At 46.5% G+C, this 16,398-nt stretch carries 16 protein-coding genes; 8 read left to right on the forward strand and 8 right to left on the reverse strand.

The features are described from left to right. Window positions 1-221: 221 nt before the first annotated feature. From R7O12_RS09745 to R7O12_RS09755, 3 genes are read left to right on the forward strand one after another with little or no spacing between them, the layout of a single operon-like run. The gene (locus R7O12_RS09745; RefSeq protein WP_318125781.1) at window positions 222-593 is read left to right on the forward strand and encodes a GntR family transcriptional regulator; all 372 of its coding nucleotides are present in this window, start codon (window positions 222-224) and stop codon (window positions 591-593) included. Then, entirely contained in the window at window positions 590-1,447 is an 858-nt protein-coding gene (locus R7O12_RS09750) for an ABC transporter ATP-binding protein (RefSeq protein WP_005383221.1), read from the forward strand. Before R7O12_RS09745 ends, R7O12_RS09750 begins: the two co-directional genes overlap by 4 nt. Beyond that, on the forward strand, window positions 1,447-2,277 hold the full coding sequence (locus R7O12_RS09755) for a hypothetical protein (RefSeq protein WP_318125782.1): 831 nt from the start codon (window positions 1,447-1,449) through the stop codon (window positions 2,275-2,277). Before R7O12_RS09750 ends, R7O12_RS09755 begins: the two co-directional genes overlap by 1 nt. Window positions 2,278-2,377: 100 nt before the next feature. On the opposite strand, the gene gltS is transcribed toward R7O12_RS09755, so the two are convergent. After that, window positions 2,378-3,613, reverse strand: a complete 1,236-nt coding sequence (gltS, locus tag R7O12_RS09760) for a sodium/glutamate symporter (protein ID WP_005374448.1) — start codon at window positions 3,611-3,613, stop codon at window positions 2,378-2,380. Window positions 3,614-4,475: 862 nt separating this feature from the next. On the opposite strand from gltS, the gene R7O12_RS09765 reads away from it, so the two are divergent. The 4 genes from R7O12_RS09765 to R7O12_RS09780 all read left to right on the forward strand — a co-directional run bounded on the left by R7O12_RS09765 (window position 4,476) and on the right by R7O12_RS09780 (window position 8,135). Next, complete coding sequence (locus R7O12_RS09765; protein WP_005383215.1) at window positions 4,476-5,270, forward strand: DUF4344 domain-containing metallopeptidase; 795 nt, start codon at window positions 4,476-4,478, stop codon at window positions 5,268-5,270. Between the two features lie 24 nt (window positions 5,271-5,294). Then, complete coding sequence (locus tag R7O12_RS09770; RefSeq protein WP_031780806.1) at window positions 5,295-5,681, forward strand: thiol-disulfide oxidoreductase DCC family protein; 387 nt, start codon at window positions 5,295-5,297, stop codon at window positions 5,679-5,681. A 175-nt stretch (window positions 5,682-5,856) separates the two neighbouring features. Next, entirely contained in the window at window positions 5,857-7,518 is a 1,662-nt protein-coding gene (locus tag R7O12_RS09775) for a methyl-accepting chemotaxis protein (protein ID WP_025768726.1), read from the forward strand. Between the two features lie 122 nt (window positions 7,519-7,640). Continuing rightward, a complete protein-coding gene (locus R7O12_RS09780; protein WP_318125783.1) occupies window positions 7,641-8,135 on the forward strand; it encodes a peptidylprolyl isomerase in 495 nt (164 codons plus the stop codon). A gap of 140 nt (window positions 8,136-8,275) precedes the next feature. Here the strand turns inward: R7O12_RS09780 and R7O12_RS09785 are convergent, their stop codons facing one another. From R7O12_RS09785 to R7O12_RS09815, 7 genes are read right to left on the reverse strand one after another with little or no spacing between them, the layout of a single operon-like run. Further along, entirely contained in the window at window positions 8,276-9,067 is a 792-nt protein-coding gene (locus R7O12_RS09785; RefSeq protein WP_318125784.1) for a LytTR family DNA-binding domain-containing protein, read from the reverse strand. 15 nt (window positions 9,068-9,082) lie between these two features. Then, on the reverse strand, window positions 9,083-10,105 hold the full coding sequence (locus tag R7O12_RS09790) for a sensor histidine kinase (protein ID WP_318125785.1): 1,023 nt from the start codon (window positions 10,103-10,105) through the stop codon (window positions 9,083-9,085). Then, on the reverse strand, window positions 10,106-11,434 hold the full coding sequence (locus R7O12_RS09795) for a hypothetical protein (protein WP_318125786.1): 1,329 nt from the start codon (window positions 11,432-11,434) through the stop codon (window positions 10,106-10,108). It lies immediately after the preceding gene. A 45-nt stretch (window positions 11,435-11,479) separates the two neighbouring features. Beyond that, entirely contained in the window at window positions 11,480-12,265 is a 786-nt protein-coding gene (locus R7O12_RS09800) for an outer membrane lipoprotein-sorting protein (protein ID WP_248486071.1), read from the reverse strand. After that, complete coding sequence (locus R7O12_RS09805) at window positions 12,258-13,526, reverse strand: ABC transporter permease (RefSeq protein ID WP_318125787.1); 1,269 nt, start codon at window positions 13,524-13,526, stop codon at window positions 12,258-12,260. Before R7O12_RS09805 ends, R7O12_RS09800 begins: the two co-directional genes overlap by 8 nt. Further along, window positions 13,514-14,212 (reverse strand): ABC transporter ATP-binding protein, encoded by a 699-nt coding sequence (locus tag R7O12_RS09810; protein ID WP_005448872.1) that lies wholly within the window; start codon window positions 14,210-14,212, stop codon window positions 13,514-13,516. The genes R7O12_RS09805 and R7O12_RS09810 overlap by 13 nt, the downstream gene beginning before the upstream one ends. Before the next feature lie 9 nt (window positions 14,213-14,221). Beyond that, the gene (locus R7O12_RS09815) at window positions 14,222-14,890 is read right to left on the reverse strand and encodes a hypothetical protein (RefSeq protein ID WP_005383200.1); all 669 of its coding nucleotides are present in this window, start codon (window positions 14,888-14,890) and stop codon (window positions 14,222-14,224) included. A 393-nt stretch (window positions 14,891-15,283) separates the two neighbouring features. Here R7O12_RS09815 and rodA point away from each other — a divergent pair, with 393 nt between their 5' ends. Continuing rightward, window positions 15,284-16,366 carry a rod shape-determining protein RodA gene (rodA, locus tag R7O12_RS09820; RefSeq protein WP_017821057.1) on the forward strand — a complete coding sequence of 361 codons (1,083 nt, stop codon included), beginning with the start codon at window positions 15,284-15,286 and terminating at the stop codon, window positions 16,364-16,366. The last annotated feature ends 32 nt before the right edge of the window (window positions 16,367-16,398 follow it).

Below are 16,398 nucleotides of genomic sequence, written 5' to 3' on the forward strand. Positions count from 1 at the left end.
AGGTGATAAGTGTATTGATGGGAAGAGAAAAACAACACTTCTCAACTTATGAGAAGCAATTAATTTCCATATAAAACAAAACCTCAAAACAACGACCACATAGGTGGATATTTAGAGCGAATGAGACAGGCGGATACACTAGGTTTTAAATTATTACTTTCTCTCTAATACACTAGGTGTTATACATATATATAACACCATCTCAACCAAGAGATTCACTCATGACTAATTGGCATGATCGCCAACCGATATTTCGACAGTTGGCAGACCAGATCACGCAGCAAATACTGCAAGGTGTCTGGCAAGAAGGCGATGCTCTGCCCTCCGTCCGTAGCATCTCTGCAGATATGAAAATTAACCACCTCACCGTTATGAAAGGCTATCAATTGCTTGTTGATGACGGGCTAGTGGAGAAAAAACGCGGTCAAGGTATGTTTGTCGCTTCAGGAGCAAAGCTCAAATTACTCGCAGACGAGAAGGCACGTTTTCTTCAGCAACAAATTCCACAGATAGCCGACACAATACAGCGTCTGGATATGTCACTCGACGAATTCATTCAACAACTAATACCACACTTGAAAGGTGACCAATGAGCGCATTAGTCAGTGTAAACAACGTCTCCAAGCAATATCAGCAACAAGGAGAAGCACTGCATGAAGTGAGTTTCGACCTACATGCAGGACAAGTACTTGGCTTACTCGGCCATAATGGCGCAGGTAAATCAACGCTTATTAATGCCCTACTCGGTGCACATGAATATCAGGGCACTATTCGTATCAACGGATTTGAACCCATTATGCAACGCGACAAGATAATGCAGAGCTTATCCTACATCTCGGATGTCAACGTTCTGCCAGATTGGATGACCGTTGCTCAACTGCTTAACTATACCGAGGGCGTGCACCCAGGGTTCAATCGCGCCCAAGCAGATACGCTACTTCGTCAAACGGACATCAAACCTCGTGCGCGTATCAAATCTTTATCCAAAGGGATGAAGGTGCAATTACACCTCGCGATTGTGATCGCGACCAACACCCAAATCCTCATATTGGATGAACCGACACTCGGGTTAGATCTCGTGTATCGCGAGACGTTTTATCGTCACTTATTGGAATGGTTTCACGACGGCGAGCGCGTGTTGATCATCGCCAGTCATGAAGTATCAGAGATTGAGCACTTGCTGACAGATGTTCTGATTCTTAAGCATGGTCGCCCCGTTCTGCAAACCTCGATGGACAGTATCAGTGAAGACTATTTCATTCTTGAAGCCAACGACGAGCACCGCACACAAATTGAAGCGATGAACCCACTCTCGTCACAAAAAGGCCTCGGTTCAACGAAATGGTTACTCAAAGCCCAGTATGCCCAACAAGCAGAAACAATGGGTTCCATCCATGGGGTGAAGTTAGCGGATCTATTTTTAGCATTGCAGAAGGAGGCAGCGTAATGCGTTCAGTTGTCGCGATGTTGCAAAAAGAGTGGTTAGAAAACCCTCTTGTTTTACGTATTCCACTGTTTGTGTTGGCGTGTGGAGTTATTCTCTTTGTGAGTTTAATGAGTAACGACACTCTACAACACAATATGTTTTTCCAAATGAGCTTTGGTGGCGATGTCAGTGACATTCACAAAGAGCTTGGTGATGATGTCAATATGTTGATTACCGGAGGAGCAGGGCTGCTGTCTATCTTGTTAGCCGTTCAGTACTTCCCAAGAACGCTACGCAAAGAACGGGCGGAAGGCAGCATTATGTTTTGGCGCAGTATGCCTGTCAGTGACATAAAAACCCATTTAGTGAAGCTAGGATTTGGCTTATTGGTGATTCCGCTCGTCTGCTCGGTGCTCGTACTCGCTGCAAATTTAATGTTGTGGTTGCTGAACATCTCTACTGATCACCAATTGGCTTTATTGTACCGCCAAGCCTCGTTAGGTTACGTGCTGCTGCATTGGGGAGAGTTTTTAATCAGAATGTTGTTCGCCGGTATTCTGCTGTTACCGCTGGCATTAACTGCGATGGCTATTTCACAAAAAGTGAACTCACCACTGGTCATTTTGTTTATCGCCATTTATGCGCTGCGTTGGATGCCTATCGCACTTTTTGGTTTCTACGGACTAGATCAGTTTTTCTCCGAAGTGCTTTACCTTCCGCTGCACGCCATTATTACACCAAACCCATTCAATGCCATTCCTCAAGCGGGTTGGTTAAACGTCGGCATTTACGCCTTCATTGATATTCTTGGTTGGACAGCTAGCCTCAAGTTCAGCCGAACTATCCAATAATTCTTCGTTCAATAAACGACCAAACCAAGTCATAAAAAAACGGTCACAACCAGTGTTGTGACCGTTTTTATTTCGCCTCTAGGAGCTCATCCACTTAACTTTAACCAAGGAATGAAATGTAGCCTTGCAAGATAATTAAGTTGACGATGTCGATAAAGAAAGCGCCCACAATTGGCACCACCATAAATGCTTGTGGCGACGGGCCAAATCGGTTAACGATTGAACCCATGTTCATTACGGCTGTTGGGGTTGCACCCAAGCCAAAACCGCAGTGCCCCCCTGCAATAACCGCAGCATCGTAGTTGCTTCCCATCACTTTGAACGTAACATAGTACGTAAAGATAGCTAAGACGACAGACTGCACAGCTAAAATAACCAAGAATGGAATCGCTAGATCAAAGATATTCCATAACTTCAAGCTCATCAGAGCCATCGCTAGGAATAGAGATAGCGATACCGTACCTAACATATCGACCGTTTCGGCATCTAACTTACGAATTTTGGTCACTTCCAAGAAATTCGTAATGATCACACCAATGAATAGCGCATATACGAAGTCTGGAATCATCAGCCATGAGATTTCATACGTGCTTACCCATTGCTCGACATACTTGGCCCCAGTAACACAAATCAGTAGGAAGAAGAGTTTCTCCACCACTTTTTTCGCCGTTACTTTATCTTCTTCGTATTCATTGTAAGTCACCAACTCCGGGAATTTCTCGTGAGTTTTGGCATCTCGACCACCACGACCATACTCAGACTCTATGCTGTTCTTTTCCACCAGACGCTGCGCTACAGGGCTACCAATGATACCGCCGATGATCAAACCAAAAGTCGCTGATGCCATTGCAATTTCTAAGACGTTATCCAATCCATACACGTCTTGAAAGGTTTGTGACCACGCAGCACCTGTACCATGACCACCTGACAGAGTAATCGAGCCAGCAATTAACCCCATCAAAGGATCTAAACCGAGCGCCGCCGCAAGTGAAACGCCAACGCCGTTTTGTATGATGATGTAAAACGATGCGACAGCTAAGAAGATAAAAACCTTCGCACCTCCTTTCATCAACTGAGTGTAATTTGCGGCCAAACCAACTGTCGCAAAAAACATTAACATAAACGTATTTTGTAATGGCAAGTCGAACTCTAAGTCGATGCCGTTGAAATGAAGAGCAGTAATCATGCAGGCCACAATAAGACCACCTACAATCGGCTCAGGTATGTTGAATTTCTTTAAAATCGGTAGCTTAGCATTAATAAAATGCCCCAGGAAAAGCACACTGATTGCGACCAAGAAGGACTCCAGTGCACCTACAGATATTAAATGATTCATATCGCCTCTTATTATTGTTCTCTTCATTCTCCGTAATGAATGAGTGTTAGTTTAACCTTCGTTCAATAGCAAATTTTCTCGCTTTATTGTTTCGAAAATACTCAAAAAGTTGGTGTAGATGCGCCTTAGGCTAGTTTAAGGGGCGCTCCTTAAGCGATGTGTCAGTTTTTACGCTGTTAGCAAGCCCTTAAATGTGAAAGGAGCTGATACAGCTCCTTCAAATGGCCCCTCGCAATACCTGTGCGTTATCGCTTGGGGTGTCGTGTTGTGAGTAAATTCTGGGTGACACTTTCTGAACCACTTCGGGCTCCCTTACTTAAACAGAATGTGTCAATTACTATCAAACAAAGTTCCTTCCCGTTGTAACCGCTAAACGCCGAGAGCGCGTTCAAAACAATTGGGTTTGCCTGTTCCTGTCGTAGCTTTTCAACTCTGGCTCATGGTGTATAAACGAGCCGAATCCAAGGAAACTCTCAGGCTGCAACAAACGTTTTCGTCACAACGGAGCAGGATTATAACATATCGCTGATAATTTTCTTCAATTCAGTGACATTCACCAACCCCATGGTTAAACCTTGCAATGATTAACTGCCTATTATCATTTTTACAGATAAAGATCGAAGCACAGTTACTCAGTAAGCTTCTTAGAATACGATGCATAGCTAATAACTTCACCGCCGTTCTTATCCAAGAGGTCTTGATAAACGCCCTAGAGAACCAAGCAGCCGAAATATGCGATGTTATCATGATTGCTTTTCGAGACCGACGTCCCGACTTTGGCTAATGAGTACAACCCCAACTATGCATCAGGCAAAAACATGTATAATTTTTTATACAAGTTATTCAATAACAAGAGTCCCACATGAACATTCATTCGCTTTGCGCTGCGCTATTACTCAGCGTCGTCTCATCAGCTACAGCAGCTGAAAACATTCGTATTCAATATTCTCCCGTAGAGACAACTCATGAAAAAATCGCCCAACAATCGATTCAAAGCAGCGATGTAAACACCATCTTTGCTGAGCTATCTCAGGCCTACTTTCCATTTGATAAAGCTCTCACGCTGGTTTACGGCGGAGAAGATGGTCCAATGTATGACCCTGATACACACACAATATACGTTCCTTACACTTTTTATTTGGAGTCGCTCAATTACTTCTCCAATAATCAGTATGAAGAACGCTTCGGAAAATCCCCAAAAACAGGGGCGCTAGATACGTTATTGCACACTTTACTTCATGAAGCTGGACATGCTTACATCGAAGATCAAAGCATCCCTGTTCTCGGAAAAGAAGAAGATGCGGTCGATAATTTTGCCACTATTTTAATGATTGACTTCCTAGAAGATGGCGCAGATATGGCCATTAGCGCCGCCGACATGTTCGCATTCGAATCCGACGACAGACCGGACTACTACGATTTTGGCGAGTACATTGACGAACACAGCTTTGATTTGCAGCGTTACTTTTCAACGTTATGTCTGGTGTACGGTAGTGATCCTGAGCAATACAAAGCCTTACTCGATGAAGTAGAAAAAGACTACCTGCGTGATCGCAAAGAGTTCTGCCAATTCAATTACGGCAACATTCGCGACAATTGGCTGCATTACTTGCAAAACAATGAACCAAAAGAAAATTCGCCACGTAAAAGCGATTAGAAAATCTCAAACAAGAAAACCGCAATGACAAAACTCACCATATTTTATGACGGAACCTGCCCGCTTTGTGCCAAAGAGATGAAGGCGCTAAAACAACGCGATGCCAAGCAGCAAATCAAAACCGTCGATATCTATAGTGATGCATTCGCAGATTATCCTCAGATCGATCCTGAACAAGCCAACACCATTTTGCACGCCCTCAACGAAAAGGGGGAGCTTCTGCTTGGGTTGGACGTGACTCATCGTGCGTGGCAATTAGTTGGTCGCGGTTGGCTCTACGCTCCACTGCGTTGGCGCCTCGTTAAACCTGTTGCTGACTGGCTTTACCTGAAATTCGCAAAGAATAGGTATCGCGTCTCATATTGGTTAACGGGGACTTCTCGTTGCAATAGTGGGTCGTGTTCACGTTAATTGTGATCCCGCTTAAAAATGCTACGACCTTCGTCTAGATTTACAAATTTCCAGTACTTCTGATTGAGTAACTCGGTTAATCTCTAAGCATTACAACAATAAGTATTAACACTTTTATCAGGCAAGCTTATTCAGCTTGTCACTTGTAACGCTGCGCCGAGAGAAGGACGTCTCTATGAATCTGACGATCAGAAAACGACTATATATCCTTTCAATAATTCCAATTCTAACTATGGCAATAGGCATGATGTGGTTCACCTACGTACAAACCACGGCCTACAACGAGCACGAGATTGAGCAAACTCGAAGTCGAATGATGGAGATGAAAAAAGCCGAACTCAAAAGTTACGTACAAATGGCGCGTTCCGCTGTCGAGCCGCTACTCGCACAAAATGCCCCACTGGAAGAGGCTCTGCCTATCTTGAAACAACTAGAGTTTGGTCAATCCGGCTACATCTTTGGTTATGATTCAAAAGGCGTTCGCGTCGTGGTGGGTAAAAACACCAAAGGCATCGGGGAAAACTTCTATAACTTGCAGGACAAGAAAGGCAATTACCTGATTCAGGATTTGCTAAAAAATGCCAAAACTGGTGAGTTCACGACTTATTACTTCCCGAAACTCGGTCAGAGTGAAGCACTACCGAAACTGAGCTACTCAGTCTTTATTCCTGAATGGGACTTGATGTTGGGAACGGGTTTCTACACGGACGATATCGACGCCATTGTGGCAGACATGGAAAAAGCCGCACACGAAGATCTCAACACCACACTAACTGCGATAGCCCTGTTTTGTGCCTCGATTACAGCGATAGTTGCAGTCTTTGCCGTGTTTGTTAACCGCAGCATCATGAAGCCTATTGAGCAGTTTGATGCTTCAATTCACTCTTTCGCGCAAGGCGATGCAGATTTAACCGCTCGCATGGAAGAATCGAGCGTGCCGGAGTTCACCCAACTTAGCCGTAACTTCAATATCTTCGTTGAAAGCCTGCAAGGCATCATTAAGAGCGTTAGCCACGTAGGACAAGAAGTGGTTTCAGAGACCAACGAGATGTCACAGCGTGCATCGCAAGTGGATGAATTAGCTTCTGGTCAACGTGAAGAGACCGAACAAGTCGCAGCGGCAATGACCGAGATGACAGCAACGGCGCACGAGATTTCAAACAACGCTAACCAAGCAGCGCAATCAGCCAGAGACGCCGATGAAAACTCACAACAAGCAAAACACATTGTTGATTCAGCAGCGAACTCTGTCGAAGCACTCGCGCTAGAGGTGTCGGAAGCCAGCACGGTGATTTCTCGTTTAGAGAGCGACGTAAAAAACATTTCTTCTTCTCTGGAAGTGATTCAGGATATAGCCGAGCAAACTAACCTATTGGCACTGAACGCAGCCATTGAAGCAGCCCGTGCAGGCGAACAAGGTCGCGGCTTCGCAGTCGTTGCCGATGAGGTTCGTAAACTGGCGAGTCGCACTCAAGACAGCACAGGCGAAATTCACCAAATGATTGAGCAATTGAAGTCTGGCTCGGATGCGGCAGTGAAAGCCATGGGCTCAAGCCAAGCGCGTGGTGAAGCAACGGTTGAGGAAGCACGAGCTGCCTCTGCCGCACTGCAAGAAATCCAAGCCGCAATTGCTAACATCATGGACATGAACACCTTGATCGCAACGGCAACCGAAGAGCAAAGCCAAGTTGGGCAAGAGATTTCACAACGTATTGAAGTGATCTCTCAACAAAGCAGCCAATCGGCACACCTTGCCAACCAAAACCGTGCAGGCAGCGGCAACCTTAACCACAAAGCTAACGAGCTGTACGACTTGGTCGGTCGCTTTACGGTTTAACGCTTTCCTCACCCATTCACTATGCAAACAGCGACGCCAAAACGTCGCTGTTTTTATTTCTGCTATCCTCATACGACTTAGCTATAATGCCGCCAACTTAGCACCTACAAGGGCAAAACCAGATGATTATCATGACCACCAATTTCGGTGATATCGAGATTGAACTGAACCTAGAACGAGCACCAGTTAGCTCAAAAAACTTCAAAAAATACTGTGAAGATGGCTTCTACAACGGCACCATTTTCCACCGCGTTATTGACGGCTTTATGATCCAAGGTGGCGGTCATACAGAAGACATGGCAGAAAAGCCAACACGCGCCCCGATTGCGAACGAAGCAAACCGTGGTCTAAAGAACCTTGTTGGCACTATCGCAATGGCGCGTACCGATGCTCCGCACTCTGCAACGGCACAGTTCTTCATTAACTTGGAAGACAATGATTTCCTAGACTACACCGCAACCACCAACCTAGGCTGGGGCTATGCAGTGTTTGGTAAAGTGACCGCGGGTATGGATGTCGTAAACCGCATCGCGAAAGTAAAAACGACCTCTAAGTTTGGTCACGATGATGTACCATGCGATCCAATCATTATCGAGAAAGTGACGATCAGCGAATAAGCCCATTCATCTCTTCGGAGAAATCGTCGCTATAAAACGACAAAAGCGCCTAACGTCTTATGACCTAGGCGCTTTTTGTTTTCGTTGCAGAAGCAAATAAGCAGCAAGTTTACAGTGTAAAGAGTGAGCAGTTCTAGCGATTACATCCCTTTGAACAAACTTTGAGATGCACGGCTCACAGCGAGCTTAGTTTCTCCAACGTGAACAAACATTCTGCCTGCAAAGTCTTTGTTTACTTTGCTAATTTTGCACACTTGCACCACGCTTGAACGGTGCACTTGCCAGAACTGTTCTGGGTTAAGCTGCCCTATCAACTCTTTCAACGATGTACGAATCAAATACTCCTGCACTTTGCCTTGTCCTTGTTGGGCATACACAGAAACGTATTTTTCTTCCGCTTTGAAATACAACACATCAGACGTGGCAATCAGATGAATATCTTCCCCTTGCGTCGCTTTGATCCACTGAAGATATTGCGGTGTTTGTGGCGCGGATAATTGCTGCAACTGTTCTAACAGGCTGCTCATCTGCACATTACTGCTTTCTTGCTCTCGCTTAGCAAGACGTGCTTTCACTCTTTCACACGTCGTCAGGAGGCGCTCATCCGAGATAGGCTTGAGCAAATAATCGGCGGCATTTTGCTCAAAGGCTTTTATGGCGTAATCATCGTACGCGGTAACAAATACAATCAAAGTCGGGTTGGCGAGTTGATTGAGTTTTTGCGCTAATGTCATGCCATCCAAAACTGGCATACGAATATCGAGAAACGCAATATCAGGTTGGCTTTGCTCAATGGCTTGCAACGCTTGTTCACCATCGGCGACTTTGGCTATTACCTCTAGCTCTGGCCACACTTCAGCTAGGCTTTTATCAAGATGACGCCTCAATAGCGGTTCATCATCAGCAATAATGGCAGTAAACCCTGTATTCATTCCTTTCTTCCTTGATTACGATTCCATTGGCCAACTCAGGCGAACACAAACGCCACCCTGAGCAGACTCACTGATAGAGACCTCTCCTTGCCCTGTGAACAAAGCTTCAACTCGCTGCTTGAGATTACTTAGACCCACGCCAGAGCCCATGTGCCCACTCACGTGATTCAATCCAACACCTGTGTCTCTGACTTCAATCTTCAAGTTCTGCTGTTCGCGCTTAATGAGCAAGCTGACTTCACCACCTTCTCGCTTTGGCTCAATACCATGGATGATGGCGTTTTCGATTAAGGGTTGGAGCATCATCGGCGGTAACTCGGTTCTGCCTAGTCCCTCTTCCACCTCAATCTTGTAACTGAGTCGATCACCCAAACGAGTTTGTTGAATACCTAAATAAGCCTCAATTAACGCCGTTTCATTGTCTATGGTGGTGTGTTCTTCGCGTGAGCTTTTAAGCGTTGCACGCAACAGTGCGGTTAATTGTTCTAGCATCAGCTTAGCTTTATCGACATCTTGCGACATGAGCGCGCTGATATTCGCCAACGTATTGAATAGAAAATGCGGCTCAATCTGGCTTTGCATCTGCTTAAGCTGACTCAGCAACAGCACACGATCTTGCTCGGCTTTCTCGCGCTTGATGGCTTCCAACTCTCGCTGAGCGATCGCATGTTGCTCGCGTGAATAGAAATAGAAAAAGCACATGGCACTGAATAACAATCCCATGAGACCAACCGACAGCATGCTCGAGATACCGAAGTACTCCCCAAGCCAAAGCTGGGCGTTCACCACACCAAACAATAGGCAAGCCGTCAGCGATATAGCCACTTCCGCCAAACGAGGAATGGTAGGAAACAGGCGGTCGACAAGCCATGAGAAGAAGATAGCCGAATAGCCAAATCCAAAGCTAACCGCCACATGAATGTAAAATGGACCGCCCCAAACCGAGAGCGTCATTGCTGCAATAAAGAGACAAAATGCCGTGGTCACTAATAAGCTACGCGGCCATCCACTTTTCACCACTGATTTTGCTGAACACATTTAGAATTTCCCTTTGATGTTAAATACAATCATATGCTTATCATTGATTTGTGCGTAAGCAGATTGGTCGTCTCCGGTTAAAAAGCGTGCGGCAACTTCCACTTCTACACTTTGATCGCCGGTATCAACCCATTGGTAGTTAAGCCACTGCGTGACAATCACACCACCATCTTGTGGCGACAGCATCAGATCCAACGTAGGGGTTACATCACTTAGCCAGCCCATATCCGCTTTACCGTTCCATGCAGCCCACGCTTCCAAATCCCAACTCCAGTGCAGCATTACGTTATGCTGAACGATATTGGCATGCTGAAACCCTTGGGCGTAGCTTGTCGCAAGTAGAGATACATTATGGTCGGGGATCTGAGAGAGTAATTCGCCACGCTCTATTGCTTGTTGCCATTCGCCTTTCGACCATGCACGGCTGTCGTACCAATATTCAGCAATCACGTTGTGTCCGGCTTGGTTTGCCCAATTCAACCCAATTAAGGCTTGGAATGCGCTGCCCTGGTCCTCAACCGAAACGGGTTGGTAAAGATCATCCTGCTGAAACTGATAGCCGACACTTTGCTTTTGCCACAGCATGGAACCGTGCATGGCGATGGATTCATCCCACACGGCGATGGCACTGGCGCCAAGTAAACCTCGGCGCACATCATCGTAATAACCAATAAGTTGATACTCGGTATCACCCACCAGCGCATAACGACGAATACCAACACCTTGCTGCTCTGCGGCTTGATCCAGTGCACTTTGGTCTTGTTGCCCCCAGCTTGAATCCGTCGCAATCACCGTCCACTCGCCTTCCATATCGTAGTGTGAAAGTGAAAACACACCCGCCCCCTCTTCTGCGACTAAACCAACAGGGTTTTGTCGATAAGGCTTAAACAGATCTAAGGGTCGGTAGCCATAACCCACGCCCCAATCAACGCGCAACTTACCTAAGCTCACATCAAGTGTGGTGTCACCAACTTGCCACTCCCCTAGCCAAGCCAGCTCTCGAATCAACAGTTGGTTATCAGCTTCACTCCACCAGTCACTCTCTCCTTGTTGGTTGAGGTACAACCCTTGGCTGTACAGAGCAAACAAGCCGCTGAAGTTCTGATAATTCACCTGCACATCCAACAGTGCATTAAGTGAATCACGAGAACTGCCCTGCGCCTGCATAAACGCGCTATCACGCTGCTTGGCAGTTTCGTAACTGACAGCCCAATCCCACTCAAAACTCAGCTCATCATTGGCAAAAGCAGGGACTGCTGCGCCCACACACAACGACGCAGCAATCAACAAACTGGTGCTTTTGTTAAGGTTAGGCTGGTGCGATTTCATGTGACTTCCTTGCTCGTTTTCATGCTTCTATTTGCAAAGATCAGACTAAAGCTGAGTCGTGTTGGCTTTCGGTAAATAACTTGGGTTGTAGAACTTATTATCCAGCTGCCAAGGCACGATCTCTTGATACTCGATAACGGTCTTTTTGCTCGGCTGAATGCTATCAAGCAAGGTCATCTCACTGACGTAGTCTTCACCGTTGTCAGTTGCACGCCCATATTGCGCTTGCTTGGCGAGTTTGCCCGAGCGCAAGTAGAGATCAGCTTTAATTGGAAACGCATCTTGCTCAGACAACCACAAGTCGATCTTCTGATAGCTCGCCCCTTTGGTTTTCGCGGTTAACGCAAGGTGATAAGCCGAGACACTTTCTCCGTTCACCGAAACAGTTTCTGTCGCTTTCCATTCACCTAGATAATCTTGGCTCCACGTCAGCGTTGATATGTCACCGATAGACGCTTCACCAAGCAACTTTTGCATTGGCGTAATTCGAATAGGCCGACGGCTCTTTGGCATTTGCAGCCAGTAGTTATCGCCCATCATCAACATCTTTTGCCCTGCTTCAACCGCCGATTTGAATACCACCAGCGATTCACGATTTGGACGCGTGTACACGTGGTAAAGGCGGGTTTTATCTAACTCTTGGTCTTGATATAAGCGCACCAGTGACACCACTTTGGAGGAATCATCTTGCAAGCGGTAGCTGTCGGCTTTTTCAATCAATTGCGCGACTTGCTGTGCATCTAACGCTGTTTCATTCGCACTGACATTCATGCTTACAACGCCGCTTGCCGTCAGCAATGCAATTGGTAATAGTGATTTGAAATTAAACATAAATCAGTGCCTCCGTAATTGGCTTGTTCACCCCTTTGCGCGCCGAGAAAAACGCCGCAACCAAACAAATCATCAATACTGCGAATCCTGCTATAGCCACCAGCTCCCAAGAGAAGTAAATCGTTAATGGGTAACCTTCTGTGCGTCCTGGCGGTGGCGGCATTTGCACATCCACGACCATCAGTAAAATGGTGACTAGTGCAGTGAACAAAGCGCCGATTAAGCTGCCAATCACGGCAAGTAAGCCTGCTTCGCGCAAGAACCCAGCAATGATTTCGCGAGGGTAGCTACCAAGTGCTGACAAGGTGCCGATTTCACGTGTACGCTCGGTGACCGACATGGTCATGGTGTTGAACAGGGCGACAAAGACCACCAACGCCATTACTGCGCCCATGATGCCGAAGATGCGGTCGTACAAATCTTTCACTTTGAGATAGAAGAACGCGCGTTCTTGCCAAGGCGTAATCTCAATATCTTGATCGCCAAAGTTCTGCTTTTGCTTAATCAGAACCGAAACCACTTGTTGCTCGACTTGGCTCGTTAAACTGGTATCGAACAGGAAGACAGATAACGCGCTGACTTTGTCTGAACCGAGCAGCGATTGCGCGCTGTTGATGTGTACGTAAAGCTGGCGTTTATCAAGCTCAGGCACGCCGGTTGAGTAGATGCCACGTACTTTGAAGTCATACGCATTCAATGCGCCATCGGTAGTTGTCGCCAGCAAGGTAATCCAATCGCCAACGTGCACGCTTAGGTTGTTCGCCAAATCAACGCCAAGCATCACTTCTGGCTCTGCTGGGTCATAACGCGAAGCGTGAATGTTGGACAGCGTTTGCCCTTCACGCACATCCAAAAACGATCCTTTCATATCGAATTCGCGCTCGTTCACGCCAATGCCGATAAAGATCGATGACTTGTTGCCGTTGGAAATCAAACCACTGAACTCAACTCGTGGCTGCACGCCTCGCACTTCATTCAACCCAATCAATTGCTTGGTAATGTCGTCGGCGTGAGTTAAACCGTTACTCAGTGGCATCTCTTCTTCTTTGGCGAAATAACCCGGCGTGGTTAACGTCAGATGCCCCGTGTCACGCGCTGTCGACTCTTTCAAACTGTCGTAGGTGTACAGACCAAAACCGCCCGCACTGGTTAACGCAAACACGGCAATGGCAATGATCAACATCGACAACAAACTGCGACGGCGATTGCGTTGCAGGTTCAACCAAGCAAGGCGAACCGAAATAGGAATTAGCTTGCCCATGAAACCTCCTCCACACTTGCGTGCGTTTGGGTAATTTTGCCATCCACCAACTCAATGGTTCGATCACAACGGGATGCCATGCGAGGATCGTGAGTGGCGACGATAAAAGTGGTGCCTAGCTCGTGTCCGAGCCCTTTCATAATGTCGATGACCTTGTTGGCAGTTTGGCTATCAAGGCTTGCGGTTGGCTCATCAGCAATCACCAGCGCCGGTTTGTGTACTAACGCACGAGCAATTGCCACACGCTGCTGCTGACCGCCCGACAAGTTATCGGGCATGTGATGAATAAACTCGCCCAAGCCAACGTGTTCTAGCATTTGTGTAGCGAGCTCGGTTTGTTCCGCTTTTGAAAAACCGTTGAGGTGTAGCGGATACGCCACGTTCTCTAACGCTGTCATCACGGGCACAAGATTGAATTTCTGAAATACAAAACCAAGCTTTTCACGGCGCATTTTTGCAGCCTGCATTTGTCCGGTTGGGTATGGGCTGCCTGCAAATGTCACCTGACCTTGGTATTGAGTATCCAGCATGCCAAGCACATTAAGTAAGGTGCTTTTGCCTGAACCAGACGGCCCGCACAATGCCACCATTTCGCCGGCAAACACTTCACCAGACACGTCTCGCAATGCACGCACCGTTTGGTTGCCAAGGGCGTAATCGCGACTGAGTTGATTAAAAACGATCATGACGCCTCCCTAATACTTGGCTAGCAACGCTTTCGCGGTTTGCGTTTCTAGATTGCTGTCGCCCAATTGCTCCATTTGCGCTAACCATATTTTGGCTTGTTGAACATCTTCAGCGCGCAGTGCCGCTTCAATGGCATAACGGTAAATCCACGAAGTAGCCGCGAAAGGTTGCTGACTAAAACTCGGTTCATCGAGCAGAGAAAGGTACAGCTCGTAGCCACGCTCAAAGTGATTGAACATGTCTGGCAGAGAGGTAAACGTAGTAGCTGCCATGGCGGTAGCTAGCTGGTATTCCGGCAAGCCTTGTAAGCGTTGTTGCTCTTGCAGTGGTACTGGCTGGTTCGCCATTAAATCCAAGCCTTTTTGGATTGTGGCAAGACCGCGCTCGGTGAACTTCATCTTGTTCCAAGGCATAAACGCCTCACGACCTTGCAACGTCTCAGCACTGCCCAAGTAAACCAAGGTCACCGGCGTTGCGCCCTGCTCTTCGAGTTGTTTGGATAGTTCGCCATAAACAGTATCAACTAAGCCAGAGTCACCCTGCGCCGCTTGGTTGAATTGACTGAGTGTGCGCTCGCTTGGGTTAGCCAGAGCCAGATTGCTGCTAAGTGCAAATGCGGCGATAAACGTACTTGCCAGTTTAAGAGCTTTGATTGAGCGAGATTGAGAAACCATCATGTACTGTCCTTAGTTGAATGTGATTTGATGGTTTCAGATTAAGGGAGAAGGTCGCACGCTGCTTTTGCATGCGACCAATGGCAGTTATGCAGAGTGAATGGTATTGAGAGAGGATGAATGACATTCACTTAAACAGAAAATACAATTCCGCTCATTCGTAACTCTACATTTTTACGGCAGTCACAATAAAAACACTGGCTTAAAATCTGAGGCTAGTGTATTTATCCATCCCACAGCTACCCATAACAGACAGTGTCGCACTCTCCTTTCTTACACACCTTTGCATGGTGTCTGTTGTTTCGAAATCGAGATTCTTAGCATCGGAATAGTTTGAACTCTTCGAGTTTTAGTTGTTTTCGCACTCAAAATAGGTGCGTTATTAGGTCGTTGAAAATGAATAAGCGTTATTTCCCAAGAGTTGATTTGCCACTGCTAATGGCGATCATTCCGATCATGCTGTTAAGTTCGCTCACTCTCTGGAGTGCCAGTAGCTTTAATGAGGCGATGCTCTTCAAACATTTGGCGCGCTGCGGACTGACATTAGTTTGTATCTTGGTCATGTCCTCGATTCCAGCGTCCAGCTATCAGCGCTCAGCTCCATATCTCTACATTATTGCGGTTGCTCTGCTACTTGCTGTCGCTTTATTTGGTGATAGCACCAATGGCTCTCAACGTTGGCTCGATATCGGCTTCTTCCGCTTTCAACCGTCTGAGCTAATCAAACTTTCCATTCCAATCATGATCGCCTGGATGCTGCATATTGAAGGAGGTCGACCAGACAGTCGGAAAATTGCGTTTTGCTTACTTATTACAATGATTCCTGCCGGGTTAATCGCGCTACAACCGGATTTAGACGGTGCAGTTTTTACCGTCATTTATGCATTGTTCGTTTTGTTTTTGGCTGGCATGAGCTGGAAAATAATATGCGGGTTTATTGCGAGCATTTTAACGTTAGCACCTATTTTATGGTTCTTCGTTATGGAAACCTATCAAAAGAGCCGTGTAACACAGTTCTTGCACCCTGAGTCCGATCCACTGGGTTCGGGCTACCAAATCATCCAATCTTTGATTGCGATTGGCTCAGGCGGTATGAAAGGCAAAGGTTGGATGAATGCAACGCAGGGAACACTTGGCTTTATTCCAGAAAGTCATACGGACTTTATTTTTTCGACCTATGCGGAAGAATGGGGCTTTGTTGGCAGTTTAGTCTTACTCGCATTGTACTTGTTTATTACTGCACGCGTTATGTTGCTTGCATGTCAGTCTGACCACTTTTTTAGTCGGCTGGTAAGTGGCGCATTAGCGATGAGCTTTTTTCTGTATGCTTTTATCAATACGGGCATGGTGAGTGGCTTGTTGCCAGTAATGGGTAGCCCACTTCCCTTCTTTAGCTATGGCGGCACGGCGATGCTAACTCAAGGTATCTGTTTTGGTGTAATCATGTCGCTGTGTTATTCCAAATATCGTAACGCATAGCGTTGCTTGAGAAAAAGCGATCAAAAAAGGCT

Source organism: Vibrio sp. Vb1574, assembly GCF_033338675.1.